A 26,232-nucleotide genomic window follows, 5' to 3' on the forward strand; every position below is an offset into this window, starting at 1 on the left:
CGATCGTATGTATGTCCGCGCTGGCTGATCCGGCCGCTTTTAACGCAGGGATAATCCGGCTCACGGGGGTGAACGAAGCTGCCCCTTTCAACACGGTGATCTTTTACCCTACGCGTGAGCGCGAGGTTCCGTGGCAAGCGGGCCCGTTCACTGTTGAGGCGACGCGCGATGCTTCGCCTGTACCGGATGGCCGTTTCCCCGTTGTATTGATTTCACATGGACGAGGCGGCGGTCCCTTCAGCCACCGTGAATTGGCCACAACTCTGGCTCGCGCCGGATTTATCGTCGTCTTGCCGACGCACGTTGGGGACGCTTCAGGCTATCCCCGAGCGCCGTCCCAAGCCCAGATTCTGATTGATCGCCCCCGGCAGGCAGAGGCCGCGCTCAATGCAGTCCTCGCGGATCCACGGTTTTCCGCGAGCGCCGATGTCGGCCGAATTGGCATGATCGGATACTCAGCCGGTGGCTACACTGCGCTGATTCTGGCCGGAGCGAAACCCGATTTTGCGTATGCCGGTGCGTACTGCGCAGATCACGATGATCCGGGATCGTGTCCGCGTCCAGCAACCAGCAATGGTGCGCACGGCACCCAAGGCAAAGCGGCCGTACCCGCTGACCTGGTAGCTTGGCAACCGCCCGTTGATCGCCGCCTGAAGGCCTTGGTGCTGATGGATCCGCTGGCGATGATGTTCGAGGCATCTGGCTTGTCCGCCGTGCGCGTACCGACGATGCTCTATCGACCGCGGGACGACAGCTATCTTGGTTCTGCGAGAAACGCTCTTGGAGTTGTGTCAGGCTTGCCCACACCGCCCGCAGTCCACATCGTGCCAGGCAACCACTTCGTTTTCATTGATCCTTGTCCGGCCTCGGTCGCCGCCAGTGCGGCACTGATCTGTCAGGATGCGCCCGGGATCGATCGTGTGGAGATTCATCGCCAGATCGACCATGAGGTCGTGGAGTTCCTACGCGCAAATCTATAAGTCATCCAGACTGAGCTGACCTGCTCCAGGGAAGCAACGCGGCGTGGTCGATGGCCGACCAAGCGGAAAGCCTGAAAGCGGCAGTGTCTATCTTCAAAGTCGACTAGTAGCCACGGCCGATTCCGTTGCCTTGGCTCATTCACGGAGGCTGAGGGGACCGCCGCCTCGCCCATGTGAAATCAATACAACGGGGAAGCGGCCATCCGGTACAGGCGAAGCATCGCGCGTCGCCTCAACGGTGACCGGGCCCGCTTGCCACGGAACCTCACGCTCACGCGTAAGGGTAAAAGATCACCGGATTGAAAGCGGCAGAGCCGGATTACCCCTGCGTTAAAAGCGGCCGAATCAGCCAGCGCGGAAAGCGTACATACGATCGCCAGTACGAGAGGCACTATCCAACGCATGTCACTGCTCCTGGTCAGCCAGAATGAGAGGCGAAAGCTATTAGAGCGTTCTTGCGCGTTTGATGACCGAGGGGCGTCGTTTATCGATCGCTCACAGTTGACTTATTCGCGATGCTACGCACGTGCGGTCTCGTCGCGCTCTTGTCCTCGGGCGTGATGAACCAGCTGACTGCCACCTTGGGACTTGGCCAGATATAGTGCTTGATCTGCAGCTGCGAGCAGATCGGTGAGTGCAATCATCTCCGAATTCGATGTCGCCAGGCCAATGCTGACGGTTGCTTGAATTCGATGACCGTCGGCGCTGTGAACCATCCTGGCAAACTGGCTCGCAATGATTTCTCCGACTGTTTTCGCGCGATGGCTATCGTGGTCAGGCAGCAGGGCAGCAAATTCTTCACCGCCGATGCGCGCCAGAATCGTATTCGCGTCGGTACTGGCGCGAACCACGCTCGCGAACGACCTCAATACCTCGTCGCCGGCCTTGTGACCATAGCGATCGTTAATTCTTTTGAAGTGGTCGAGATCAAACGCAAGGAGCGTGACAGGGCGTCGACGTATTGCGCAATCGTCGATCACTCGCTCTCCCTCTTCAAAAAACAGCCTGCGATTTCCCAGGCGGGTCAAGTAATCCGTACGGGACTCTTGCAGGAGTTCGCCATGAACTTCCTCCCGGGTGAGCCGGAGTAGCGTCATCGGCAAAATGACGGAATAGAGGACACCCTCGTACATCGTGATTTTGCTCGAAATTGACAATGCTTGCGTCCCAAAAATCGAGACCAGCCATGGCAGGACAATGGCTCTGGCAGCGTAGAACAATGCATGGATTCCCGTCACCGCCACAGCGACGCGTCGAGATTGAACGGCCGGCATCGCGTCACGTCGTGTCAGTTCGAGGGTTGTCATTGCGGAAACGAGCGCGATGGGTATCGCGCTGGCATAGAGCCATACTGCGGCCTGCCAGCGCGCACCGGCCGCCGCCCATGTAAGCCCCATCAAGAGAAGCAGACCGATCGAGCTTGCGAGATGCCGCCGGCCGTTGAACATTGCCACAGCGTGCAAAACCAGGAGATAGCCGCCCAGAATCACGAGATTGCTTATAGCAGCGCCAGCGGAGCCCAGCAGTTCAAGCCGAAACGCAGCCACCGCGCAACCGACCCCTAGCGTCGCATAGCCGGCCGCCAGCATTCGCAGTTCGTTGCTGCGCTTGGGATGCGATACGTGCTCCCAATATGTCATGGCGGAACTGGCCAACAAGGTTCCGATCGCTAAAAGGTAGAGGGTAGCAAGATCGACTTTCATCGTCGTTATAAAGCACGTCGCCGCCACGACGAGGAAGAGGTTGCCGACAAACCTGCAATAACGGCAGATACTAACAATTCTTGAGAATAGACGGGGAAATGGCGATCCTTACGTTTCAAAAACTGTTCTGGCCTCCTGTTCTTGTAAGTCCAATCGCAGTACTTTGCGGCGCAGCCAACAGAACGTTGAGTCAAATTTGTGCCGCCAGGCTGCTTGACTGATCCTGAAACGGGTTGGATTCGCTTTCGGGGATGACGTTTCGATTCGATGGCCGGGAATTGGGTTCGTCTCGATCGAGGAGGGAACGGCGAAACCATCGCGCTGGCGTTGCCGGTGATCACGCCCGGTTCGACCCTATCCCCGGCACACCCGGGCGTGCTCCGGCCAGTAGGCCGTCTCGCCGCCGATACCGGCGACACGGTCGGCTGGCCGCTCGGCGTGATGTCGGCAAAGCGCATCGTGACCGACCGTCCGATGGCGCGAGTGACGCAGGAGTTGGGGCGGCGGAGTTACGCCTTCGGCGCGTATTGCATCTCGCCGTTGCCGAACGACCAGTCTTCGCGCGCGACGTCAACGAGGCTGATCCACACATCTTCCTTGCGCACGCCGGCCTTCGCGTGGATGCCGTCCGCAACGGCGCGGTAGAAGGCCTTCTTCACGTCGATCGTGCGCCCCGCGTTCCAGGTGACCTGGATAAACACGATGCCGGACGTGTAAGTCACGCCCAGATATCCGTCGGCCGGATAGACGAGCTCGTCCGGCGCATGGCGCGAAATGATCTGGAACTTGTCGTTCTCCGGGACGTTGGCGATCGTGGTCATCGCTTCGTAGACCGTGTCGCTGACAGCCTTGACGACTTCGGGCGATGCGTCTTTCGACAGATTGATTCGTACGAGGGGCATTTCATTCTCCGTGGACTGGTGTGCGATTGCGTTTGAGAGTAGGCTAGTGCACAAGTTTCCACAAACGAATGTTTTTCATTGAAATGTTGACGAATCGGAATGATGATTGAAGAACTGAAATCGTTCATCGCGGTAGTCGACGCGGCTTCGCTGACCCGCGCGGCCGATCAGCTGTGCGTGTCGCAATCGACGATATCGAAGCGCATACAGCGGCTCGAGGAGGGGCTGGGTGCCACGTTGTTCGACAGAAACGCCAAGCCGCCGCGGCCGACGGCGCTTGCCAGCCGGGTCTACGAACAGGCCGTGCCGGTTCTACGCGCGTTGAACCAGCTTCACGACATTGCCCGGGAAGATTCTCCGCCGTCGGGGACGCTGCGCTTCGGCTTGCCGCAGGCCGTCGCGGATATCGTGCTGTTCGACGCCGTCATGACCATGAAGGCGCGGTTTCCTGCGCTGGACGTGAGGTTGCTTACCGACTGGAGCGTCGGTTTGCAGCGCATGGTCGAAAACGGATCGCTCGACGTCGCGTTGCTGATGTTGCCGGCGGGGGCTTCGCTGCCGGAGGACTTCGGCTGCAGCCTCGTCACGAGATTCGATGTGAAGGTGGTGCAGAGCGCGTCGAAGCCGGTCGTCGATGCTCGCGCGACGGTGGAAGCGCTGTCCGCCCACGGGTGGATACTCAACCCTGACGGCTGCGGCTATCGCGCCGCGCTCGAGCGTGCGATGGCCAATCGGGGGCAGCGCTTTCGATTGAGCATCGACACCTATGGAACCGACATGCAACTCAGGCTCGTGGCCAGCGGGCTCGGGCTTGGCCTCGTGCCGACGGACGTGTTGCGCGCGAGCCCGTGGCGTTCGCAGCTCAGCGTCGTCGAGGTCGGCGGCTTTGCGCTGGCGCTGGACGTGTGGCTCGTGTTTCCGCGCGCGCTAGGCAATCTGCGGCGCGCGGTCGACGTGCTCGCGGAGTCGGTGGCGGCCTCCTTCGAGCAACAGGCCATTGGGCAGTAGCGACGCGCGGTGTCCGGAATCATTGCTTATCCGACATGGCGAGGGCGGCGAGCCGGGTGCCAGAATCGGCTGGCAGCCTACGCACAGGCCGATGCCGCACGAGTTCGATCAATCACCTGGAATCCTGACCACCATGCCCTATCTGCAACTGGACGTGAACGACCACTATTCGGTGGAAGCCAAGCAATTGCTCGCCGCCAGAATGAGCGAGACCTATGCGCGGATGATGTCGGTCGATATTCGGCGTATCAGCGTCGCGATCCGGGAACTGGGGCAAGGCGGTGTCTGGCGCATTGCCGAGGCGGGCAAAGCGCCGGTCCCGGTCGCCGTGATGATGCTGGATATCCGGCGGGGGCGCCCGCCCGAGCAGCGCATGGAAGTGGCGCAGGCGCTTTGCGCGCACTGCGTGGAGATTCTCGGCCTGCGTGAGGACCGGCTCAATGTCGAATTCACGCAGCATTCCGGCGACGAGATGTACCACCCGGCGCTGGGCGGTTACAGCCCGGAGTGGGGCCCCGGCGAGCAATAGATCGTCCGCTTGCACGGCTGGCTGCCTGCAGACCTGCCGGTGGTCGGGCGCTCGGGGTTTGGGCAGGCAAGACCGCGCAAACCTCGCCTATTGGTTCAACAAGTCCTAGTTCACGAGCGGCGCGACTCCCGAGGCTCGCTGGATGGTCTGCGGGGGTTGCCCGAACGCGCGCAGAAACGCCTGGCGCATGCGCTCGCGGTCGCCGAATCCGGTTTCTCTCGCAATGATTTCGATCGGGTGGCGTGTCGTTTCCATCATCAGGCGCGCGGCCTCGACGCGCAGCCGCTCGACCGCCTTGGCGGGGGATTGCCCCGTCTCCTCCCGGAACACGCGGCTGAATTGGCGCGGGCTCAAACGTGCCGCCTCCGCCAGTCGTTCCACCGACAGATCGCTCGCCAGGTTCTCGCTCGCATAGGTCAGCGCCATTCGCACGCGGTCCGATCGCGCGTCCAGTTCCAGCAACGTCGAGAATTGCGACTGCCCGCCGCCGCGCCGTTGGTACAGCACGAGCTTGCGCGCGACCATGCGCGCCGTTTCCAGCCCGAAGTCGCTTTCGACGATCGCGAGCGCGAGATCCACCCCGGCGCTCATTCCGGCCGAAGTCCAGACCTGGCCGTCCACGACGAAGATGCGGTCTTCGTCGAGCTGCACGTCCGGATATTGCTTCCTGAAATCCCGCGCGTGATACCAGTGCGTCGTGGCCCGTTTCCCGTCGAGGAGGCCGGCGGCCGCGAGGACGAAGGCGCCCGTGCATATCGACGCAATGCGCCGCGAGTGGAAGGGCGCGCGACGCAGGAAGTCCACCAGCCTCGCCGACGGAAGCCGGCATTCGTTGTCGCCGGCGACGATCAGCGTGTCATAGCCGTCGTTGGCCAGTGGCTCGGTGTTGACCGAAAACCCCTGCGACGACACGACCGCTCCGCCGTGCTCGGACACGATCCGGAACTGGTACACCGCTTCGCCGCGGAGCAGATTCGCGTACTCGAACACGCTCGCCACCGCGAGCGCGAGCGACTGGAAATTTGGGTAAACAACGAGTCCTACGGTGTGCATGATGTCCGCCAGGTGGATGGCCTGATTAATTGAATCTAGCATAAAACGGACATTGCCGCGGGCTGCGGTGGCGCTTCACTCATGCCCTTGTGCGCGGCCCGATCCGGGGCTGCCGCGCTTTCGCCGGCATGCCCGTCGATGTCGTCGAGGCGCCGCCCGATGGCGTGGCGCAACGGACTGCGCGACCGTTTCGGGCATCGCGCGACGCGCGTTTCGTGTGGCCTCGATTCAATCAGGATGCCTATCTTCACCGGTTTTCCCCCCTGTCTTTTTCCAGGTTCGTCCTGTCGGCCGTCTTCGGAGGGGGCAAGGCACCGCGCGGCACCCTCTGCAGGGCCGATTTTGGGTAACCGGGCGTCTCTTGCAAAGGACGAATCCGCAAGGTTTCCGGTCAATGCATCGATGGCAGAAATCATTGCATCTATGACATTGAGGATGAGCGTGGTCGAAGCCAGAATTCATTCCACGAACCGACACCCGGTCGGCTCAATCCACGGAAAGGAAAAGACATGAGCACTTCCACGAAAGGCACCGCGCTGATCACCGGCGCATCGGCCGGCATCGGCGCCATTTACGCGGACCGCCTCGCCAAACGCGGCTACGACCTCATTCTGGTGGCGCGTAATCAGGATCGTCTGAATACGCTGGCGGGCCGCCTTACGGCCGAAACCGGCCGCTCGGTCGAGACCGTTGCCGCCGATCTGAACGACAAGGCCGCGCTCGCGAAGATCGAAGGCATTCTGCGCGAGGACAGCAGCATCACGATGCTGGTGAACAACGCGGGAATTGGCTCGGTCGCGTCGATTCTCAACGGCGACGTCGACACGATGGAGTCGATGATCAATCTGAACATCACCGCGCTCACCCGCCTGACTTACGCCGTCGCCCCGGTGTTCGCCGGCAAGGGCACGGGCACCATCGTCAACATCGGCTCCGTCGTTGGCATTGCGGTCGAACTGCTCAACGGCGTGTACAGCGCGTCGAAGTCGTACGTGCTGAGCTTCGGTCACGCCCTTCAGCGCGACCTGGCGGACAAGGGCGTGCGCGTGCAGACCGTGCTGCCCGCAGCGACGGCGACCGAGTTCTGGGATGTGGCGGGCTATGCGAAACAGAAGGAAGCCGCCAGCACGATGACGGCCGACGACTTGGTGGATGCCGCGCTCGCGGGCCTCGATCAGGGCGAGCTCGTGACGATCCCGACGCTGCACGACGGCGACGGCTGGACGCAATGGGAAGCGGCCCGCCGCGCGCTTACGCCCAAATTCGCGAACGCCAAGGCCGCTCCGCGCTACGCGCCGGATGCCAAGGCCGGCGCTTGAACCGGCTCACTCATTTTTTCGGAAGGGTTTGATGATGAACATCCTCAAGATCGGTGCTGCCGTACTCGCCACGTCGGCCGCGTTTGCATTGCCGGTGGGCGCGTCGGCGCAGTCGCGCGGCAAGGTGCTGGTTGTCATGTCGAGCGCTCACGCGCTCGATCTGCGCGACGGCAAGACATATTCGACCGGTTATTACCTCAACGAATTCGTCGTGCCGTACCGCAAGCTCGTCGAGGCGGGCTACGAGCCGGTGATCGCCAATCCGAACGGCGACATGCCGGTGATGGACGCGAACTCGAACAACAAGCTGTTTTTCGGCGGCGACGATGCCGCGCGCGCGGATGCACTGAAATACGCGCAGGGTATCGCGCAACTGAAGCATCCGAAGACGCTCGCGTCCGTCGTCTCCGAGGGGACCGACGGTTATGTCGGCCTGTTTATCCCCGGCGGCCATGCGCCGATGGTCGACCTGCTCAAGGACCGGAATCTCGGCAAGATCCTGGTCAGCTTCCATGACAGCGGCCGTCCCACCGGGATCATCTGTCACGGGCCGATCGTGTTGTTGTCGACGCTGCACGATCCGGATGCCTTCGTTGCATCGATGGTCGCCAACGACGGCAAGGCGAATGCCTTCGCGGCTGGCTGGCCGTATGCCGGTTACCGGATGACCGTCTTCTCGACGGGCGAGGAGCAGCAGCTCGAGGGGCCGAACGGGCTTGGCGGCAACGTGCCGTTCTATCCGGTGAACGCGTTGGCAGAAGCCGGCGCCCACGTCGACACGGTGGCGAACTGGCACGGCAATGTCGTCGTCGATCGCGAGCTGATCACGGGGCAGCAGCCGATGTCGGCGCCGGAATTCGGCGACGTCCTCGTGGCGAAACTGACGGCCCGCGCGAACGGAGTTCGTCCGTGACGGCAGCGGCCGGGCGTGTTGCGCCCGGCCGCTTCGACTTCGCTGCCGACTCGACATGGATCGGGCAATGGGCGGCATTTGACGCAGGCGAGCCGGTGGCGATGGATCTCGGGTATCGCGGCGTCCTTGCCGTCCCGGCGTCGAGGACGACTGCCCCGGACATCAGGGTTCTGGATTGATATCGCGCCGGCACGCGGCGATTTTGAAATGGCATACTACGACACCGATCTAGCGGGGCATGACGTTGCATTTCGGCAGATGATTGGCATCCTGCAGTGCACGCCCATCGCGCCATCGCTTTGGAAATTGGTACATGAGCACTGGCCCGGCAGCACAGCCTCTCGACAAACTGGAAAGGAGCGACGACGAGTCGGCTCGTTCCCGCTCGGTTTGGCTCGCCAACGAGTTTCGGGCCAGCTACGGATGGCTGAAGGCGAAGCTGATGCGGCGTGTCGGATCGCCGGCCGATGCCGAGGATCTGGCGTCGTCGTCGTTCGAGGCGCTTGCCGGCGTCGATGACCCGCCGGGTATTCGCGAGCCTCGAGCGTGGCTGACCGTCATCGCCCAGCGTCTCACCTTCGAGATGTGGCGCCGCCGGGATCTCGAGCGCGCGTATCATGAGGCGCTCCTCAATGCCGAGGAACCCCTCGCGCCGTCCGCCGAATCGATCGTCGAGATTTCCCAGGCATTGTTCCTGATCGATCAGGCGCTCGATGGATTGCCTCCGAAAGCGAGAAGTGCCTTTATCTACAGCCAGATCGACGGCCTCACTTATTCCGAGATTGCCGCTCGACTCGGCGTCTCGACAAGCATGGTTCGCAAATACATCGCCCAGGCGCTTACCCGATGCTTTCTGATCAGTTGAATGCCGCGCGCGGCGCCGGCACGGTCGATTCGTGCGCGGAGGAAGCCATTCAGTGGGAGGTCCGGTTGCGTGCCGAGGACGCCACGCAGCAGGATCGCGATGGCTTCGAGGCATGGCGCCGCGCCGATCCCGCGCACGAAGCGGCGTGGATACGGCTCCAGGAAGGGCTGGCACGGTTTGCGTCGCTGCGGAACGCACCCGGCACGGCGGTGCGAAGCGCGCTGAACGAGCCGTCCCGTGCGCGGCGCCGCATGTTGAAGGCGGGCGCCGGGGTGGGCGCGCTGGCGCTGGCCGCGATCGGGACGCGAGAACTGGTCCGGGCCTATTCGCTCGACGCCGATTATCACAATGGCGATCTGACGCCGCAGGCCGTGGCGCTGAAAGACGGAACGCCGATCGTCCTCGGGGCATCGGCGCGTGTTTATTGGACGCGGGACGGCGCGCGCGGCGACGTCTATCTTGCGTCCGGCCAGATCCTGTCGAGTCCCGCCACGACGAACCGCTCGCCGTTCGCCGTGAGGACGCGGGACGGGACGGCAATCACGAGCCGCGCCCGCCTGAGCGTCGATGCATTGCGTTATCACACCGTGGTCGCGGTGCAGGGCGGCGATGCAACCCTTGCGACGCCGCGCGGCGGTAGCGTCCGCATCGCCGATGGTTCGGTCTGGTCGCTATCGCCGGGGCGCATTGCCCGCATGCCGGAGACGGCCGCCGACATCTTCGCCTGGAGCCGCGGCACGCTCGTCGTCCTGGATCGGCCGCTGCCTGACATCCTCGAGACGCTGGGCCGCTACTACGGCGGCTATATCCGGTTTCCGCAGACCGCGCTCGCTCGCCGGGTCAGCGGCGTGTTCCCGCTCAACGACGCCGAGGCGGCGCTGCACCAGCTCGCCAACGGCCTGGGACTCTCCCTGGCCGTGTATGGCAAGGTTCTGGCCGTCGCCTCCGAGGCTTGACGCCGCGCCCCGTTCAGCCGGGGCGCGAAAAAAATTTTTCTTTCCCGGTGTCACTTTTCCCGCTTCGTTGCACAAGGTGAATGAAGGCGTCCGAATGCCTGCGACGCTTACCTTGTCCCGAAGGGGGGAACTGTGATCGACCATATCGACAAGGCCATCCTGACAGTCCTGCAAGAGGACAGCACGCTTTCAGTGGCGGAAATCGCCGATCGCGTGCATTTGTCGACGACGCCTTGCTGGCGCCGCATACAGAAGCTCGAGCAGGACGGCGTCATCGCCCGCCGGGTTGCCCTGCTCGACGCCGACAAGCTCAATGTCGGCGTGACCGTGCTCGTCGAAATCAGGACTGCGCAGCATACCGCGGCCTGGCTCAAACGCTTCTGCGACGTGGTCGCCGACATCCCCGAGGTGATCGAGGTGTACCGCATGAGCGGTCATATCGACTACCTGCTGAAGGTGGTCGTTCCGCACATTGCCGGGTATGACGGCGTGTACAAGCGCTTGATCAGCGAGCTGGAAATTTTCGATGTGAGTTCGAGTTTCTCGATGGAGACCATCAAGCATACGACGAGGTTGCCCCTCGATTACGTTTGCTGATTTTCTTGTCTGCGGATTCCGCCTGCTGGATTGAATTTTCAAGGACGACGCGGTCGGTGGGAATAAAAAACCGGAAATGGCGCGAAGGACGAATTCTTTCAAAAAAGTATTCCGGGCAGGATCGCTAGACTTTTTCATGTGGATGAGGAGCCGGCAAGCCTGCCGGGGCCGGCGGCCTCGAGCGAAGCCGGGAGTGAAGGGGGAAGGCATGCCGTTGCGGTTGGCCGCTGCTTCTCGACTTCTCGATCGTGTGGGACAAGACAGGCGTTTTGCCGAAATACAACCGACTAGGGATGGGTGCATCGTGGGGATCAAGTTCAACGGCAAGGGTATGGCCCGCAACGTTGCGGCAATGGCGATCGCAATGGCGGTTGCCCAGACTTTCATGGTGTCCGCGGCGTATGCGCAGCAGGCGGAACAACACACCTATCATCTGCCGAGCGGTCCGCTGGATCGCACGTTGGTGGAGATCGCCCGGGTCGCGCAGCTTCCGTTGAGCTATGACGCGTCATTGGTGCAGTCGCTCAAATCGGCGCCGGTGGACGGCACGTATTCGGCCGAGGCCGCGATCCGCAAGGCGTTGCAGGGCACGGGCCTCGACCTGGTTCCGACGGCGAACGGCGGTTACACGCTGGCTCACGTCAAGGCGGATGCCAAGGGGGTTTCGTCGGCGCCGGCCGCTGCCGCAGCCGCAGCCGCGGCGACCACGGCGCCGGTGGACACCACCTTGCCCCTCATCAGCGTGGCGGCCAGCCGGGATTCAGGCGGTACCGGCTTCGTCGCGGAATCGTCCTCCACCTATGCGCGCTCGGATGTGCCGCTGAGCGAGACGCCGAAATCGGTCAGCGTCATCAATGCCGCGGTGATCCAGAGCCAGGGTGCTCAGTCGCTCTCCGATGTGCTGAGGAATGCTTCCGGTGTCGTCACGCGGCCGGGGCCGCTGGGCGTGCCGAATTACACGATTCGCGGGTTTGTAGCGCAAAACCTCACGTCGGATGGATTGTCGACTGTCGGGACGGCCCCTAACGTTACGCCGACGATCGCCATCTCGAGCGTGGAAGTGGTCAAGGGACCCTCGGCCATCGTGAATGGCAACAGTCCGCCGGGAGGCGTCATCAATCTCGTCAAGAAGACGCCGCAGGCCGATCCGTTTCATGAAATCCAGGTGGGCTACGGATCGTACGGCGACACCCAGATCGCGCTGGACAGCACGGGCGCGATCACCGCCGACAAGAAACTCCGGTATCGCTTCATCATCTCGGGTGAACGGGTCGGCCAGAATTCGATGGGATATGACGGCAAGAGAAATTTCTACTTTGCGCCGACTGTGCAATGGAAGGACTCGACCACGGATGTGACGGTCGGCTATGAGCGCACGGTCTACCGCGAGCCGGTTCCCCAGTTCACGCTCGGCCATGCTGCCGGCGATATCTATCGAAACTATATCGACAAGCCGCTTGGCACGCCGTCCGACCATTTCGGCGCGCAAACGGACAATATTTTCATTCATCTCGAACAAAAGCTCGGCTCGGCGCTGACCTTCGTGAGCAAGGGTTCCTATACGCGGACCCAACAAACGCAGCAAGCCTGGACTACGGCCACGCCGCTCTCGGCGACCAACGGCGTGTTGTTCCACAATTTCGATTCGCTCTCGGATTTCTACAGTTGGAGCTTCCAGAACTACCTGCGCGCCAAGTTCAATGTCGGCGCTGCGAAAAATACGGTGATTGCTGGCTGGGACGTTCTTCGCTACAGCCAGCATCAGTTTGACACCACGACATCGAAATTCATTTCCATTCCGAATGTCTTCGGCTCATTTACGCTTCCGTCTTCCGACACGGGAAACCTGATGCCGAATGGGACTACCTACTTCACCCAAACCGGCTTGTATCTACAAGATCAGTTCTCCTACAAGAATTTCCATGCACTCGCGTCCGTGCGCCGGGATACCTATCTGACACATGCGACCTACGCCGGTAACCCACCCCCGGGAAACCATCAGAATGCGTATAGCCCGAGCCTCGGCCTGCTCTACGAACTGACGTCCGAGATTGCCGCCTACGCCAGCTACAACCGTGGCTTTCAGCCGGGCACGGCGCTTGAATTCGGCGGCGGCGTGCTCCCCCCGCAAACCAGCCAGCAGGTCGAAGTGGGCATGAAGTTCAACCTGCTGGACGACAAGCTGGCCATCACGACCTCGGCTTACCGCACCTCGTTCAGCAATTACAACGTTGCCGACCCGGCCCATCGCGGCTTCTATCTTCCCGCCGGCGGCGCCGTGAGTCGCGGATTCGAAGCGGAGATTACCGGGCAGCCGCTGCCTGGTGTCAACGTGGTGGGCAGCTACACGTACAACGACTTCGTGCAGCCGCCGAACAGCAAGCTGGCGGTGAACCTGCCCAAGAACAGCGCCAGCCTGTGGGCGACCTACAACTTCCGCTCCGAGAAGCTCCAGGGTTTCGGTGTCGGCGCGGGGCTGTTCTTCGCGAGCGGGCAGTACATCGGTTCGGGCTCGGCGTATCGCATCCCCAGCCAGGTGGAGACGGATCTCGGCGTGTTCTATCGGAAGAAGGGTTACGGCCTGAATCTTTCGGTCAAGAACGTATTCAATCGCAAGCTCTACTACAGCAGCACGACGCCCTCCTTGATCCCGATGGGACCGGAGCGGACCGTCATGCTCACCGGTACCTATGATTTCTGACACCCTCGAGACTCGGCCGTGGAGCGGCGGCATGTCGAATCCTGAGCGCATCACTCATTCGCGGGCGCGATGGCGGCGCGCGGCGATCGGGGGCGCGGTCGTGCTGGCGCACGCACTGGGGCTGTATCTGATCGTTCATCGCAGCGTGGACCTGATCAGGCTGGAGGCCGACCGGGCCTCCGGTGCGTCGGTTCAGGTCAGGCTCGTTGCCGCGCCGACACCCGAGCCCGTCGCGCGGCCGGAACCGAAGCCCAAGCAGGAGCCTCAGCGGAAGCCGGAACCCAAGCCCGTCGAAAAGACCGTGGTGCGGAAGACGGCACCCTTGCTTTCCTCGGAGGCTCCTGCTGCCCGGACCGTCGCGCCAGCCAAGACCGAGCCCGTCAAACCGGTCGAGCCGGCGCCGCCGGTACCGGTGCCCAGCGCGGTCGCGCCCTCCGCAGCGACACCGCCAGCACCCGCGCCGGGCCCCCAACTGCTCGATAGCCCGAAGCAGATCAGCAGCGCGGAGCTCAAGCAGCTCGGTTGCCGTATCCCGCGGCCGGACTATCCGCCGAAGGCCCGGCGGCTGGAGCAGCAAGGCACGGTGGTGGTGAGGCTGAACGTCGGCGTGGACGGTGTGGTGAAGACGGCGCGGGTTGCGCAAAGCAGCGGCTACCCGCTGCTGGATGCGGCCGCGCTGGCGGCGATCGAAGCCGGCCATTGCCAGCCCTACACGACCGCCGGTATTGCCCGTGCCGTAGAGGCCGAGCAGCCGATCGCCTTCAACCTGAATGATTGACCTGGAATCTACGGAGCAAAAAATGGAACAGTACGGCATCGCCAACGTCTGGCAGCAGGGCGACTTCATCACCCGGTTCATCTTCGTCTTTCTTCTCGGCATGTCGATCGTGTCGTGGTTCGTCATCGTGACCAAGGGCCTGGCGAATCGACGTCTCGAGGTCATGGGCAAGCGTGCGCAGACGCGCTTCTGGTCCACGCCGTCGCTCGATGACGGCATCGAGGCGCTGGGCGACGGCACCGACAATCCGTATCGCGCCGTGGCCCTTGCCGGCCGCGAGGCGAACGACCAGCAGGCCGGCGGCGACGCGTCGCTGCAAGGCAGCCTCAGCAGCAGCGAATGGGTGGCGCGCGGCCTGCGCAACGCGTTCGACGACGAGGTTGCCCGCCTGCAGAACGGCCTGGCCATTCTCGGGTCGATCGGCAGTACCGCGCCGTTCGTCGGCCTGTTCGGGACCGTGTGGGGCATCTATCACGCGCTGATGGCCATCGGCGTGTCGGGACAGGCCAGCCTCGATCATGTCGCGGGCCCGGTCGGCGAGTCGCTGATCATGACGGCGATCGGCCTGTTCGTGGCGATCCCCGCCGTGCTCGGATTCAACTACGTCAATCGAGGCAACAAGCGGGTGAGCCATCGGCTGAACCGGTTCGTGCACGAGTTGCACGTGTACTTCGTGACGGGCGCCAAGGCCCGCTGCGACGTTCGCCCGGTGCCCGCGGCGCCGGCGACGAGCAAGCGCGTCAACGCCGCCGCCTGACCGGGAGCCTATCGTGTCGATTCTCATGGATGGCAACAACGACGAAGGCGTGATGAACGACATCAACATGACGCCATTGATCGACGTCATGTTGGTTTTGCTGATCATTTTCATCGTGACGCTGCCGGTCATCAACAAGGCGGTGAAGGTCGATCTGCCCAAGGCCGCGGCCCAGCCCGCCCAGTCGAAAACGCAGGACATCGACCTGTCGATCACGGCTGACAAGACCGTGCTGTGGAACAAGGATGTGGTCGACGACGCGGCGCTGAAGCTGCGTGTCGAGGCGGCGTCGAAGCAGGGCGATCCACCGGCCGTCAACATCAATGCCGACGAGCACGTCGAATACGGGAAGGTCGCCGCGATACTCGCGGCGCTGCAGGGCGGCGGGCTGAACAAGATCAATTTCGTCATGCAACCGGACAAGGGCCAGCAATGATCAGGAATCGGGCATTCCCGACGGATCGCGCCGAGGATCGGGATGCCAGGCGTCACTTTCCTTCCGTCTGGAAGTTGATCACGCCGTACTGGACCACCAGGGAGGGCATGCTGTCGGCATTGATGCTCGCCTACGTGCTTGGGGCGGGCTGGAGCCACACCTATATCGCCGTGTGGCTCAACCGATGGACCGGCACGTTCTACGACGCCGTGGGATCCGGGAGGTTTCAGGCGCTGCCGAACCTGCTGTTGCAGTTCCTGCTGGTGTCCATGGCCGCCGCCGCGCTGACGGTGTCCACGGTGGTGATGCAATCGATCGTCGAGATTCGCTGGCGGCGATGGCTGACGACCTGGCTGGCCGATCAGTGGCTGGCCCGCCATACCTACTACCGCATCGAGCGCGACCGCGCGCTCGAGAACATCGATCAGCGTATCGCGGAGGATGCGAAGCAGTTCGTCAAGGACACCTTGCAGCTGTCGATGGGCGTGCTTCAGGTGCCGGTGAGCATCGTGAGCTTCAGCGTGATCCTGTGGTCGATCGGCCATTCCCTGGATCTCGATATCGGTGGACACACGTACAGCATCCACGGATACCTGGTCTATGCCGTCTTTCTCTATCAAGGCCTGTTTTTCTGGGCCACGCACCTGCTCGGCCGACGCTTGATCACCCTCAATGCCAAGCAGAACCGCGTGGAGGGCGACTTCCGCGTGCTGATGGTGCGGGTGCGCGAATTCGCCGAGCAGATCGCCTTCTTCGATGGAAGCGGCGCGGAAGGCAAGCGATTGAACGGGGCTTTTCGCCAGGTCGTTTCGAATCTTTATGCGCTGCTTTGGGTCAACACGCGGGTCTCGCTGTTTACCAACATCGTCGGGCAATTCAGCTCGGTGGTGCCCGTGGTGCCCACGTTGCTGGTATTGCCGCAACTGATAACGGGGGGGCTGACGCTGGGCGGGCTGATGCAATCGAACGCAGCATTCAGTTCCGTGTCCAGTTCCCTGGCGTTCTTTCCGCAAGCCTATCTGGGATTCACCGCGTGGCGCGCCGAAGCGAACCGGCTTCGGGAATTTCTCTACGTGAACGCGCTGGATTCGCGGGGAAACGTCGTGTTGACCGCCGGCGAGCGCGGAGCCGTAGGCGCCCATGGGTTGGTTCTGCGCGACGCAGCCGGCGCGGAGATTGCCCGCGTGCCCGACTTCTCGCTCGCACCCGGTTCGCGCTGTCTGATCCGCGGGCGCTCCGGAAGCGGGAAAAGCACGCTGCTCAGAGCGCTCGCGGGCCTCTGGCCCTACGGCGAGGGCATCGTCACCTGCGGTGCCGAAGGAACGATGTTCGTTCCGCAGCGCAGCTACATTCCCGTCGGCACGTTGAAGGCGGCGATCGCGTATCCGCACGAGGAATCGACGTACACCGACGGCCAATGCGCGGACGTCCTGCGCGCATGCGGCCTCGATGCGCACGTTGCATCGATGCTGGACGCCGATCGCTGGAGCGACCGGCTTTCCGGCGGAGAGCAGCAGCGGGTGGCGTTCGCACGCGTGTTGCTGGCCCGCCCGACCACGATATTTCTCGATGAATGCACGTCGGCGCTCGACACCGAGAGCGAGCGAACGCTCTACCAACTGCTGATCGACTGGCTACCTCAGGCCACGATCCTCAGCGTCGCGCATCGACAGGCGTTGCTGGCCTTTCATCAGCAGACCCTCGACTTTTCGCCGGAACCGGCATCCGCGGTCGCGGCCGGCCTGACCGGCCCGGCTTCGTCTGCCTGCCCGGCATGACACCGTGATCCCGTCAGGACGCTTGCACCTCACCGGGGGCAAGGTCCGACAAAACCGAACTGATGGACAGGAACGTGAAATGAGCGATTTGAAAAGTGTGACCGCCGCGAGCTTCGAGGCCGACGTGATGATGAACAGCCGTCCGGTGCTGGTCGACTTCTGGGCCGAATGGTGCGGGCCGTGCAAGGCGCTGGCGCCGACGCTCGAGAAGGTGGCGCGGAACTTCGACGGCAAGGTCGACATCGTCAAGGTCAACGTCGACGAGCATCCGTCCTTGCGCGAGCGTTTCGGTGTGCGTGGCATTCCCGCCCTGGTGCTCATGAATGGCGGCCACGAGGCGGGCCGCATCGTGGGCCCCCGGTCGGCCACGCAACTGGCGAGTTATCTCGATGCGCACCTGGGAACCGTCACGCAGCTGGCCAGGCCCGAAGTGACGCTTCGCGCGTTCGGCGGTGATCCGCAGGTGAAAGCGGCGCGCATCGCACGGTTGCGCGATTATCTGGATCACAAGCAAGCCGCGCTGGACACCCCCATGTGGCCGGACAAGATCAGCGGCGCACTGGAATTCGTCGCCGACTCGCATGATCCGGACGAGTGCGCATCCGTGTTGGGCATGCCGACCGATGTGGTCGAGGCGGTGACGGTCCTGTCGAGCTATCGAGGCACCCATTTCAAGGCGGCGCTGTTCGTGGCGGACTGGCTGGAAAGCGTGCCGGTCGGCGCGAATCTCTCGACGCTGCCCGGCCGGCTGCTGGTGTCGATCCTGTCGAGCCGGATCGTCTCGGACACGCTGGAGGGAGAATCGAGGTTGCTGGCGATTCGTGACGAGCTGGTTTCGCTGCACGCGGCGGAAACGGACGGCGCTCCTGTGGCGGACGCGAACTGGGCGGACGTCCGACAGGCATCCAGGGCGGCGGCGGCCGAACTCGGCGACGGGAGTGCTGCCGTGGCCGCCGAAGTGCTGGAGGCCGCTTCGTCGTCGTTGGCCCGGAATCCGGACGTCTTGAAGGAATTCGTCTTTTCACTTTGCAGCTCCGTGCGGAAATGGCTGCAGGTCAAATGCAACTGGGGCGCGCAGGACGATGCGCGCTTGAATCAATTGGCGGAAGGGGTCTTCAAGCAGGCAATCGACGCCGGCGTCGAGCCGCCGCGGGGCAGCGCGCTGATGGAGCGGGTGGCGGAGGTCGATCCTCAACTCGTGGGGCGTTTCCTGTCTTATTACGAGGACGGCCATCTTGCCGCGGCCGAGCGGGGCAGCGCGATCGGCGACATGCTGATCGCGCTCACCGGGCAGACCGCCTGACGCATTCGACGACACGATGCCGCATGGCGGAGGAGCAGGCTGATGCAATCGAGCAGTACGCAGTTGCAAACCGTTGCCGCTGAACTGGCGAGTTCGGCGGAGCGTGTGATCGCGTTCGCGCGGCAGGCGGGTGCCGAGGGGACGCGCGTGGAGATCGAGGCCGCCGAATCGAGCGCCGTGACCGTGACGAACCGGGTACAGACGGAACGCAGTTTTTGCGGCACCCTGGAGATGACGGTGACGGTATTGCGCGACGGAAAACGCGCTTTCGCGAAATCGTCGGACCTGTCGGACGACGGGCTGAAAAAAATCGTTCGCGCGGCGATCGAGAGTACCGCCGCAACCGAGCCCGATCCCGCGGCCGGATTCGCCGATTCGAGCCAGTTGGCCAGGGACTTTCCCGATCTCGATCTCCATCACCCGCTGGATTGGTCGCTCGACGATATCGGTGCCCATGCGCAACGCGCCGAGGATGCGGCGTTCGCACATGACCCGTCGATCAAGGCGTCGAAGGGCGTGACGGTGAGAACGAGGTCGGGCACGTCGTTGCTGGCCACGTCGGCGGGGTTCCATGCGACGGCGCCGTGGTCCGTCCATTCGATCGCATGTGCGCCCGTCGCGTTCGGCACCGGCGAGAAGCAGATCGGTTTCTGGGGCCATGCAAGTCGCGCATTCGACGATCTCGCGAAACCGGAGGAGGTCGGGGCGCTGGCCGCCAGGCGAGCCATCGACGCGCTCGGCGCGACGCAAGTCCCCACGCAGCAATGCCCGGTTTTGTTCGAGCCGTCGGCGTCGCTGGGGCTGCTGGCCGAACTGGTGTCCTCGGCATCGGGGGATGCGCTGTACCGGAGCGGATCGTTCTTGAAGGATGACATCGACGCGCCGTTGTTTCCGCCGCATGTCCAGCTTGACGAGGATCCATTCGTCAGGCGCGGGATGGCCAGCCGCTGCTTCGACAGCGACGGCATTCCGGGCGGGCGCCGCAAGGTGGTGGAGGACGGCCGCCTGCGCGGGCTGTTTCTCGGACTTTATGCGGCGCGCCGCTTGAACCTGACGCCCACCGGCAACGGCTACGGGCCTCACAACCTCGACATGCGCAGTACACGGACCCAGCCCGGCGACGACTTCGCCGCGATGCTGAGGAAGCTGCATCGCGGACTTCTGGTCACGGAGATGGTCGGCGGCGGCGTGAACCGCCTGACCGGCGATTTCTCCCGCGGCGCCAAGGGGTTCTGGGTGGAAGACGGCGAGATCCGCTTCCCGGTGAGCGGTATCACGATAGCGTCGAATCTCCGCCGGATGTTCGGCGGACTACAGGCGATCGGCAGCGACGCGTTGACGAGGGGATGGGCGACCTCCGGATCGTGGCTGATCGATGCAATGAAGATCGGGGGAGCTTGAAACATGAGTGACATGAAGCAGCGGCAGGTATTGCGGCCTGCCCGCGAGGAGATCCGCACGCTGGCGCGGCACGCGCTGCTGGACCGGCATGGCATCGACGAAACGGCGCTTTTTTCCGCGATGGGCATCGCCCTCGGCCAGCGATGGGACTTTGCGGATGTCTTCCTCAAGGAAACGACCGCGGAATCCTGGTCGCTGGAAGGCGGGGCCGTGCGCGCGAGTTCGTATCGTTGCGATAGCGGCTTCGGACTGCGCGTGTTGAAGGGAGAGCAGGCGACGCTGGCGAGTTCGCAACGCATCGACGCGATGGCGCTCCGGCATGTTGCGTCGCGACTTAGCGAAACCGGAAGCGGCATGTCGCGTGACGGCTCGGCAGCGATGCAGCGCAGGCCGGTTGCAACGGCACGATCGTTCTACGACCCGGCTCATCCGTTGCGGACGATGGAGGGAGCGGACAAGATCGCGCTGCTGAAGACGCTCGACGAGATCGCCCGGGCCGCCGACCCGCGCGTGATCGAAGTGCATGCGGTGCTGAGCGCCGTGCATGAAACGATCTGGATCGCGCGATGCGACGGCCTGAGTGGCGGCGACGTGCGTCCGCAACTGGCCTTGTGGATCAACGTGCGCGTCAGGTCCGGTGCGCGCGTGGAGAGCGCGAGCGGAGGGATCGGCGGGCGCTATGGCATCCGGACGTGGGATGACGACGAACTTCGTACCTTCGTGCGGGAGCGTGTGACGGCCGCCCTCACGAAGCTGCAGGCGCGGCCGGCGCCGGCCGGAAAAATGACGGTGGTGGTCGGCCCGGGCTGGAATGGCGTCTTGCTGCACGAAGCGGTCGGCCATGGACTGGAAGCCGACGGCGTGCGCCGCGGGACGTCCGCCTTCGCGGGACGCCTCGGCGAAAAGGTGGCGTCCGGGAACGTGACCATCGTCGACGACGGAACGCTCCAGGGGGGCCGCGGTTCCTTGAATATCGACGACGAAGGGTGCGCGACGCGGCGCACGACCTTGATCGAGAACGGCGTGCTGCGCGCGTACATGCAGGATGCGCTGAGCGCGAGGTTGATGGGAATGGAGCCGACCGGAAACGGCCGCCGCGAGGGTTACGCGTCGCCGCCCATGCCGCGCATGACGAACACGTTCATGCTGAACGGGGACCACGAGCCGCAGGAAATCATCGAGTCGGTACGCAACGGTATCTACGTGTCGGGTCTCGAGGGCGGGCAGGTCGACATCACGAGCGGTCAGTTCGTCTTCGAGGCATCCGAGGCCTACCTGATCGAAAACGGCAGGATCACCGCGCCGGTCAAGGGCGCGACGATCACGGGCCACGGCCCCGATACCATCCGGAACATCAGCCTGGTCGGCAACGATCTCGCCTGCGATCCCGGCAGGGCGACGTGCAGCAAGGCGGGGCAGTCGATCCCGGTGGGCGTGGGCCAACCGACCGTGAGGGTGGATGAAATGACCGTCGGAGGCACCGCATAGTCATGGCCGTCGAGGCGGCGCATTGCCGGTGGAATGGAACGTGAATAAATGGGCTCATCGTCTCAGTCAGTCCAGCCGCACGCAACGCGAGGCGAAAACGGAACTGCTGCCCTTGCCGAGGCCGATACGCGATGCCTTGTCGCTGGAGTATCACCTTCAGCTCGAAGCGCTGCATGCCGGGGTGGGGTCGCTTGTCGCGCTTCAGGTCCTGATGAGGACCGTGATCGCCACGGGCATCCTGTGCGAATACGGCTACGGGGATGTCGAGGACGCTTCGTACAAGGACCTGGAAAAGATCGCGAACCACGCGTTTTCCTCGGGTTGCCAAGGGCATTTCCATTTCGACGGCGACGCATTCCATCTGTTCGCGAGGGTGCTGACAACGCATGATTTGCAGCTGGAAGTCGCCCCCGTCAAGGTGATCGACGAAGTCGCGAAGCGCCTGCAGCGATACTGCACGGCGACCCGGTGATCGGGTTCCGAAGAATCGGCCGGTGCGGCGCGCGCAACGCGCCTTCGCCCGCAGCGCGCGCTATCCGCGCCCCACGAACGGCATCGCGGTCGCCATGATCGTCATGTTCAGGATGTTCGTGTCGAGCGGCAGGTTCGCCATCTGGACGACGGCGTTCGCGACATGCGCGACGTCCATCCGCGCCTCGGGCGCGAGGCTGCCGTCCGCTTGCGGGACGCCTTGCGTCATCCGTTCCGTGAGCGAGGTCGCCGCGTTGCCGATGTCGATCTGGCCGCATGCGATGTTGTACCGGCGGCCGTCCAGCGCCAGCGATTTCGTGATCCCGGTCACCGCATGCTTGGTGGCCGTGTACGCGATCGTATCGGGGCGCGGCGCGTGCGCCGAGATCGAGCCGTTGTTGATGATCCGGCCGCCTTGCGGCGTCTGCGCTTTCATCACGCGCCACGCGGCCCGTGCGCACAGAAAGACGCCGGTCAGGTTCGTCGCGACGACGCTGTTCCACACGTCGAGGTCGTATTCGTCGAGCGATACGACCGGGGCGTTGCGTCCGGCATTGTTGAACAGGACGTCGAGCCGGCCGAATTGCTGCGCGATCTGCGCGAACGCGCGGTCGACCGACGCCTCGTCGGTGACGTCGGCGGGAAACGCGTGCGCGTCGCCGCCGGCGGCGCGGATGGTGTCCTGCGTTTCTCGCAACGAGGCCTCCGTGCGCCCGAGCAGCGCGACGGTGAAGCCGGCCTGCGCGAGCGCGATTGCTGCTGCCCGACCGATGCCGGAGCCGGCGCCCGTAACGGCGGCGAATTTCTTCGAGACAGACATGGCTTGATTTCCTGCGGGTTGAGTGAGGAACGAGGCGGCCGAGGTTCGATGTCGTCAGCCCTTCGGCAATGTAGTCGAAATGCGCGGCGCACGGATTCGAGCGATATCGGCACTCGTGTCCGACCACGCGGCGAAGGCGATCATTTCTTCCGGCCAGTCGCGGCCTTCCGTGCTCGTGCGCCCGTCTCCGCGAACAGGTCGACCACGACGTCGCGCAGCCAGCGGTTGCCTTCATCCTGATTGACGCGCGTGTGCCACAGCATATGGATCGGCGTGCCGGGCAGCGCGACGGGCAGCGCATGCCAGCCGAGCGAGAACGGCGCGGCGAGCTGCTGCGCGAGATGCTCGGGCACCGTCGCGATCAGGTCGGTGCGCTGCAGGATGTAGCCCACGCTCATGAAATGCGGCACCGTCAGCCTTACCCGGCGCTTCACGCGGCGCCGCTGCAGCCATTCGTCCACCTGCCCGTGACCGGTGCCGGCCGACACCACGACCAGATGTTCGGCGTCGCGCCATGCGTCGACCGTCAGCGCCGCTTCCTCGAGCGGATGGCCGCGCCTGAACAGGCACACGTAGCGCTGATCGAACAACCGGCGCTGATAGAACCCGCCCTTGAGCTGCGGGAGCAGGCCGATCGCGAGATCGACGCGGCCGTCGGCCATTTCGTCGCCGAGGTTGACGCTCGTGTTGCGCACGGTATTGAGCGCGATGCCCGGCGCCGCGCGCGCGAGGTGTTCGAGCAGCGCGGGCAGGAACACGACTTCGCCGATATCGGTCATGCCGATCGTCAGCGTGCGCGTGGCGCGCAGCGGATCGAAACCGGTCTCGGGATTCAGCGCGGCGTGCAGCGTCGCCAGCGCATGCGACACGGGTTCGGCCAGGCGCAGCGCGAACGGCGTCGGCACGACGCCGCCCGGCCCGCGCACGAACAACGGATCGCCGAGCCGGCGGCGCAGCTTCGCGAGCGCGTTGCTGACGCCCGGCTGGCTCATGTTCATCTGTTCGGCGACGCTCGACACGCGCCGCTCCTGCATCAGCCGCTGGAAAAGCAGCAGCAGGTTGAGGTCGATCTCGCTCAGTTCCATGGGTTTCGCGGTGCCCGGTTCATTGCATTCCGTGATGAAGCAGATTCATTTCATTTTATTGCGGGATGAAAGTCCACTCCTGAAAATACCGATACGGCCCATGCACTCGACATGGCCGCTGCGCAAGGCGCGGGCCCCACACGGAAATATCGGAGACACCTTCATCATGCAGACGAATCTGAAGATTGCGATCGTCGGCGCCGGCATCGGCGGCCTGACGCTCGCGCTTGCATTGCGCGAGCACGGCATCGACGCGCAGCTCTACGAGCAGACCCATGAATTGCGCGAAGTCGGCGCGGCCGTCGCGCTGTCGGCCAATGCGACGCGCTTCTACGAACGCATGGGCTTGCGCGCGGCCTTCGATGCGGTGTGCGCGGACATCCCGGGGCTCGTGTATCGCGACGGGCGCAGCGGCGCGGTGATCGGCCATCATCGCGGCGAGCCCGACTACCGCCGGCAATTCGGCGGCGCGTACTGGGGCGTGCATCGCGCGGATCTGCAGGCGGTGCTGTCGAACGCGGTCGGTCCCGACTGCATCCATCTCGGCCATCGTCTGGTCGATCTCGCGCAGCATCCCGATCGCGTGACGCTGTCGTTCGACAACGGCACGCGCGTCGACGCCGATCTCGTGATCGGCGCGGACGGCGCGCGTTCGATCACGCGGCGCTGGATGCTCGGCTACGACGATGCGCTGTATTCGGGCTGCTCGGGTTTTCGCGGCGTGGTGCCGGCCGCACGCATGGACCTGCTGCCCGATCCCGACACGATCCAGTTCTGGGTCGGGCCGCACGGGCATCTGCTGCACTATCCGATCGGCGACAACGGCGACCAGAACTTCCTGCTGGTCGAGCGGCATCCGTCGCCGTGGCCGTCGCGCGACTGGGTCATGCCGGCTCAGGAGGGAGAGCAACTGCGCGTGTTCGGCGACTGGCACCCGGCCGTGGTGCAGATGATCACCGCGGTGCCGATCAGCCAGCGCTGGGGGCTGTTCCACCGTCCGCCGCTCGGCCGCTGGAGCCGCGGGCGCGTGACGCTGATCGGCGATGCCGCGCATGCGCTGGTGCCGCACCACGGGCAGGGCGCGAACCAGTCGATCGAGGATGCGGTGGTGCTGGCGGCACAGCTCGCGAAGGCCGGGCCCGGGAAGTGGCGCGAGGCGCAGGAAGCCTACGAGCGGTTGCGTCGCGGCCGCACGCGCAAGGTGCAATACGCATCGATCTCCGCGGCCGACGTGCTGCACCTGCCCGACGGGCCGGCCGCGCAGGCGCGCAACGCGCGTCTGGCCGACCGCGATCGCGTGCTGCAGCACCTCGACTGGATTCACGACTTCGACGCGCTCGACGATGAGCCGAGCGAGCGGCAGGGCGGTACCTGGCTTTGAGCCCGATGGCGGACGCGACAGGTGTTGCGTTCGCCGGTTATCGGCCGGTCGTCACTTCACGCACTCCAGCGCGTACTTCAACCCCTGCCCGAGCACCCCGCGCCACACGTCCCACGTGTGCCCGCCGTCGACGATGCGCAGCTCGGCCGGATTCTGCGCGCGGCGCAGGTGCGTGTACAGCACGCTCGATTCCGCCTGGATCGTCAGGTCGTCGTCGCCGGCCGCGATGAACATCGGCACGCGCCAGCTGCGCGCGAAATAGCCGCGCAGCAGCGCCGGGTAGTTCAGCTCGTGCCACACGCGTGAATCGAACTGCCGGTCGCCGAACACGCCGACGTAGCGCGCGGCGGAATTGAGCGGCGGCTCGTTCGCATAGATCGCGGGGCTCAGCAGCATCGCGCCGCAGAACAGGCCCGGCTCGAGCAGCGAGAAGCGCAACGCGCCGAAGCCGCCCATCGACACGCCGCCGATCGCGCGGCCCGCACGCTGGTTCGACACCGCGAAGTGCGCCTCGACCTCCGGCAGCAGGTCGTTGAGGAACGCGCTCTGCATCTTCTCCTTGCGGTCGACGTACCAGTCGGTGCCGCCCTGCGGCATCACGATCACGACGGGCGGAATCTCGCGGCGCTCGATCAGCGTGTCGGCGGTGGCCTGCAGGCGGCCTTGCGTGACCCAGTCGTTCGCGTTGCCGGCATTGCCGTGCAGCAGGTACATCACCGGGTAGCGCGCGCCTTCCGGGTTGTAGCCGGGCGGCAGGTAGACGGTGTATGACCAGTCGCGCTTCAGCGACGCCGACCGGAACGTGCGCAGCACGACGCTGCTGCCCGGGTTGACCGGCGGTTCCTGGGCGCTCGACGGTGTCGTGGCGGTCTGGACGGCCGGGGGCGGCGGCACGGGCGAGACCGGCGGCGCGGCCGGCGTGGCGCCGGCGGTGGCGATGGAGCCGGCGATCAGGGCGATGGCGAACGGAAGGGCGAGTCGGCGCATGGCGAAGCGTTTCAGGAGAGG

General features: G+C 64.2%; 24 protein-coding genes. 18 read left to right on the plus strand and 6 right to left on the minus strand.

The window, feature by feature from the left end; genetic code table 11:
- The first annotated feature begins 11 nt into the window (after positions 1-11).
- On the plus strand, positions 12-980 hold the full coding sequence (locus G3N62_RS03615) for a dienelactone hydrolase family protein (RefSeq protein ID WP_241012832.1): 969 nt from the start codon (positions 12-14) through the stop codon (positions 978-980).
- Positions 981-1,498: 518 nt separating this feature from the next.
- Here G3N62_RS03615 and G3N62_RS03620 read toward each other — a convergent pair.
- Complete coding sequence (locus G3N62_RS03620) at positions 1,499-2,683, minus strand: GGDEF domain-containing protein (protein ID WP_059556722.1); 1,185 nt, start codon at positions 2,681-2,683, stop codon at positions 1,499-1,501.
- Positions 2,684-3,192: 509 nt separating this feature from the next.
- Positions 3,193-3,585, minus strand: coding sequence for a tautomerase family protein (locus G3N62_RS03625; RefSeq protein ID WP_124671174.1), 393 nt, complete (start codon positions 3,583-3,585; stop codon positions 3,193-3,195).
- A 99-nt stretch (positions 3,586-3,684) separates the two neighbouring features.
- Between G3N62_RS03625 and G3N62_RS03630 the strand changes: the two genes are divergently transcribed.
- A complete protein-coding gene (locus tag G3N62_RS03630; protein WP_034187963.1) occupies positions 3,685-4,593 on the plus strand; it encodes a LysR family transcriptional regulator in 909 nt (302 codons plus the stop codon).
- Between the two features lie 133 nt (positions 4,594-4,726).
- The gene (locus G3N62_RS03635; RefSeq protein ID WP_034188006.1) at positions 4,727-5,122 is read left to right on the plus strand and encodes a hypothetical protein; all 396 of its coding nucleotides are present in this window, start codon (positions 4,727-4,729) and stop codon (positions 5,120-5,122) included.
- Between the two features lie 105 nt (positions 5,123-5,227).
- On the opposite strand, the gene G3N62_RS03640 is transcribed toward G3N62_RS03635, so the two are convergent.
- Entirely contained in the window at positions 5,228-6,175 is a 948-nt protein-coding gene (locus tag G3N62_RS03640; RefSeq protein WP_059556677.1) for a GlxA family transcriptional regulator, read from the minus strand.
- A gap of 509 nt (positions 6,176-6,684) precedes the next feature.
- On the opposite strand from G3N62_RS03640, the gene G3N62_RS03645 reads away from it, so the two are divergent.
- From G3N62_RS03645 to G3N62_RS03710, 14 genes are all read left to right on the plus strand, one after another.
- A complete protein-coding gene (locus G3N62_RS03645) occupies positions 6,685-7,494 on the plus strand; it encodes an SDR family oxidoreductase (protein WP_124671173.1) in 810 nt (269 codons plus the stop codon).
- Between the two features lie 31 nt (positions 7,495-7,525).
- Positions 7,526-8,407: a type 1 glutamine amidotransferase domain-containing protein gene (locus G3N62_RS03650; protein ID WP_241012833.1), complete on the plus strand. Its 882-nt coding sequence runs from the start codon at positions 7,526-7,528 to the stop codon at positions 8,405-8,407.
- Between the two features lie 313 nt (positions 8,408-8,720).
- Positions 8,721-9,272 (plus strand): sigma-70 family RNA polymerase sigma factor, encoded by a 552-nt coding sequence (locus tag G3N62_RS03655; protein WP_034187960.1) that lies wholly within the window; start codon positions 8,721-8,723, stop codon positions 9,270-9,272.
- Positions 9,254-10,228: a DUF4880 domain-containing protein gene (locus G3N62_RS03660; protein ID WP_124671172.1), complete on the plus strand. Its 975-nt coding sequence runs from the start codon at positions 9,254-9,256 to the stop codon at positions 10,226-10,228. Before G3N62_RS03655 ends, G3N62_RS03660 begins: the two co-directional genes overlap by 19 nt.
- A 135-nt stretch (positions 10,229-10,363) precedes the next feature.
- Positions 10,364-10,825, plus strand: a complete 462-nt coding sequence (locus G3N62_RS03665) for an Lrp/AsnC family transcriptional regulator (protein ID WP_034188004.1) — start codon at positions 10,364-10,366, stop codon at positions 10,823-10,825.
- Positions 10,826-11,177: 352 nt separating this feature from the next.
- On the plus strand, positions 11,178-13,526 hold the full coding sequence (locus tag G3N62_RS03670; RefSeq protein ID WP_241012836.1) for a TonB-dependent receptor: 2,349 nt from the start codon (positions 11,178-11,180) through the stop codon (positions 13,524-13,526).
- Positions 13,527-13,557: 31 nt separating this feature from the next.
- A complete protein-coding gene (locus G3N62_RS03675) occupies positions 13,558-14,304 on the plus strand; it encodes an energy transducer TonB (protein WP_241012834.1) in 747 nt (248 codons plus the stop codon).
- 22 nt (positions 14,305-14,326) lie between these two features.
- Positions 14,327-15,061, plus strand: a complete 735-nt coding sequence (locus tag G3N62_RS03680; protein WP_034187958.1) for a MotA/TolQ/ExbB proton channel family protein — start codon at positions 14,327-14,329, stop codon at positions 15,059-15,061.
- Positions 15,062-15,074: 13 nt separating this feature from the next.
- A complete protein-coding gene (locus tag G3N62_RS03685) occupies positions 15,075-15,497 on the plus strand; it encodes a biopolymer transporter ExbD (RefSeq protein WP_080287816.1) in 423 nt (140 codons plus the stop codon).
- Positions 15,494-17,275 carry an ABC transporter ATP-binding protein/permease gene (locus tag G3N62_RS03690; protein ID WP_124671170.1) on the plus strand — a complete coding sequence of 594 codons (1,782 nt, stop codon included), beginning with the start codon at positions 15,494-15,496 and terminating at the stop codon, positions 17,273-17,275. Before G3N62_RS03685 ends, G3N62_RS03690 begins: the two co-directional genes overlap by 4 nt.
- Positions 17,276-17,354: 79 nt before the next feature.
- Positions 17,355-18,578, plus strand: a complete 1,224-nt coding sequence (trxA, locus tag G3N62_RS03695) for a thioredoxin (protein ID WP_034187955.1) — start codon at positions 17,355-17,357, stop codon at positions 18,576-18,578.
- Between the two features lie 42 nt (positions 18,579-18,620).
- The gene (locus tag G3N62_RS03700) at positions 18,621-19,979 is read left to right on the plus strand and encodes a metallopeptidase TldD-related protein (protein WP_124671169.1); all 1,359 of its coding nucleotides are present in this window, start codon (positions 18,621-18,623) and stop codon (positions 19,977-19,979) included.
- A 12-nt stretch (positions 19,980-19,991) separates the two neighbouring features.
- Complete coding sequence (gene tldD / locus G3N62_RS03705; RefSeq protein ID WP_069704630.1) at positions 19,992-21,467, plus strand: metalloprotease TldD; 1,476 nt, start codon at positions 19,992-19,994, stop codon at positions 21,465-21,467.
- A gap of 40 nt (positions 21,468-21,507) precedes the next feature.
- Complete coding sequence (locus tag G3N62_RS03710) at positions 21,508-21,939, plus strand: Fis family transcriptional regulator (protein WP_241510306.1); 432 nt, start codon at positions 21,508-21,510, stop codon at positions 21,937-21,939.
- A 60-nt stretch (positions 21,940-21,999) separates the two neighbouring features.
- On the opposite strand, the gene G3N62_RS03715 is transcribed toward G3N62_RS03710, so the two are convergent.
- On the minus strand, positions 22,000-22,758 hold the full coding sequence (locus G3N62_RS03715) for an SDR family oxidoreductase (RefSeq protein WP_047903003.1): 759 nt from the start codon (positions 22,756-22,758) through the stop codon (positions 22,000-22,002).
- A 140-nt stretch (positions 22,759-22,898) separates the two neighbouring features.
- Positions 22,899-23,843 (minus strand): LysR family transcriptional regulator, encoded by a 945-nt coding sequence (locus G3N62_RS03720; RefSeq protein WP_124671168.1) that lies wholly within the window; start codon positions 23,841-23,843, stop codon positions 22,899-22,901.
- 166 nt (positions 23,844-24,009) lie between these two features.
- Here G3N62_RS03720 and G3N62_RS03725 point away from each other — a divergent pair, with 166 nt between their 5' ends.
- Positions 24,010-25,224, plus strand: coding sequence for an FAD-dependent monooxygenase (locus tag G3N62_RS03725; RefSeq protein ID WP_034187950.1), 1,215 nt, complete (start codon positions 24,010-24,012; stop codon positions 25,222-25,224).
- Between the two features lie 51 nt (positions 25,225-25,275).
- Here the strand turns inward: G3N62_RS03725 and G3N62_RS03730 are convergent, their stop codons facing one another.
- Entirely contained in the window at positions 25,276-26,211 is a 936-nt protein-coding gene (locus tag G3N62_RS03730; protein ID WP_059556670.1) for an alpha/beta hydrolase-fold protein, read from the minus strand.
- Between the last annotated feature and the right edge of the window lie 21 nt (positions 26,212-26,232).

This window comes from Burkholderia sp. Tr-20355, from assembly GCF_017104685.1.
GTDB classification, from domain to species: domain Bacteria; phylum Pseudomonadota; class Gammaproteobacteria; order Burkholderiales; family Burkholderiaceae; genus Burkholderia; species Burkholderia seminalis.

What these genes read in the sequence shown, in the direction of transcription:
- G3N62_RS03650 (WP_241012833.1), top strand. Translation starts at nt 7,526, where the DNA reads ATGATGAACATCCTCAAGATCGGTGCTGCCGTACTCGCCACGTCGGCC.
- G3N62_RS03655 (WP_034187960.1), top strand. Translation starts at nt 8,721, where the DNA reads ATGAGCACTGGCCCGGCAGCACAGCCTCTCGACAAACTGGAAAGGAGC.
- G3N62_RS03635 (WP_034188006.1), top strand. Translation starts at nt 4,727, where the DNA reads ATGCCCTATCTGCAACTGGACGTGAACGACCACTATTCGGTGGAAGCC.
- G3N62_RS03615 (WP_241012832.1), top strand. Translation starts at nt 12, where the DNA reads ATGTCCGCGCTGGCTGATCCGGCCGCTTTTAACGCAGGGATAATCCGG.
- G3N62_RS03715 (WP_047903003.1), bottom strand. Translation starts at nt 22,758, where the DNA reads ATGTCTGTCTCGAAGAAATTCGCCGCCGTTACGGGCGCCGGCTCCGGC.
- G3N62_RS03670 (WP_241012836.1), top strand. Translation starts at nt 11,178, where the DNA reads ATGGCGATCGCAATGGCGGTTGCCCAGACTTTCATGGTGTCCGCGGCG.
- trxA (WP_034187955.1), top strand. Translation starts at nt 17,355, where the DNA reads ATGAGCGATTTGAAAAGTGTGACCGCCGCGAGCTTCGAGGCCGACGTG.
- G3N62_RS03690 (WP_124671170.1), top strand. Translation starts at nt 15,494, where the DNA reads ATGATCAGGAATCGGGCATTCCCGACGGATCGCGCCGAGGATCGGGAT.
- G3N62_RS03640 (WP_059556677.1), bottom strand. Translation starts at nt 6,175, where the DNA reads ATGCACACCGTAGGACTCGTTGTTTACCCAAATTTCCAGTCGCTCGCG.
- G3N62_RS03630 (WP_034187963.1), top strand. Translation starts at nt 3,685, where the DNA reads ATGATGATTGAAGAACTGAAATCGTTCATCGCGGTAGTCGACGCGGCT.
- G3N62_RS03660 (WP_124671172.1), top strand. Translation starts at nt 9,254, where the DNA reads ATGCTTTCTGATCAGTTGAATGCCGCGCGCGGCGCCGGCACGGTCGAT.
- G3N62_RS03730 (WP_059556670.1), bottom strand. Translation starts at nt 26,211, where the DNA reads ATGCGCCGACTCGCCCTTCCGTTCGCCATCGCCCTGATCGCCGGCTCC.
- G3N62_RS03625 (WP_124671174.1), bottom strand. Translation starts at nt 3,585, where the DNA reads ATGCCCCTCGTACGAATCAATCTGTCGAAAGACGCATCGCCCGAAGTC.
- G3N62_RS03725 (WP_034187950.1), top strand. Translation starts at nt 24,010, where the DNA reads ATGCAGACGAATCTGAAGATTGCGATCGTCGGCGCCGGCATCGGCGGC.
- tldD (WP_069704630.1), top strand. Translation starts at nt 19,992, where the DNA reads ATGAAGCAGCGGCAGGTATTGCGGCCTGCCCGCGAGGAGATCCGCACG.
- G3N62_RS03680 (WP_034187958.1), top strand. Translation starts at nt 14,327, where the DNA reads ATGGAACAGTACGGCATCGCCAACGTCTGGCAGCAGGGCGACTTCATC.
- G3N62_RS03700 (WP_124671169.1), top strand. Translation starts at nt 18,621, where the DNA reads ATGCAATCGAGCAGTACGCAGTTGCAAACCGTTGCCGCTGAACTGGCG.
- G3N62_RS03645 (WP_124671173.1), top strand. Translation starts at nt 6,685, where the DNA reads ATGAGCACTTCCACGAAAGGCACCGCGCTGATCACCGGCGCATCGGCC.
- G3N62_RS03620 (WP_059556722.1), bottom strand. Translation starts at nt 2,683, where the DNA reads ATGAAAGTCGATCTTGCTACCCTCTACCTTTTAGCGATCGGAACCTTG.
- G3N62_RS03720 (WP_124671168.1), bottom strand. Translation starts at nt 23,843, where the DNA reads ATGGAACTGAGCGAGATCGACCTCAACCTGCTGCTGCTTTTCCAGCGG.
- G3N62_RS03675 (WP_241012834.1), top strand. Translation starts at nt 13,558, where the DNA reads ATGTCGAATCCTGAGCGCATCACTCATTCGCGGGCGCGATGGCGGCGC.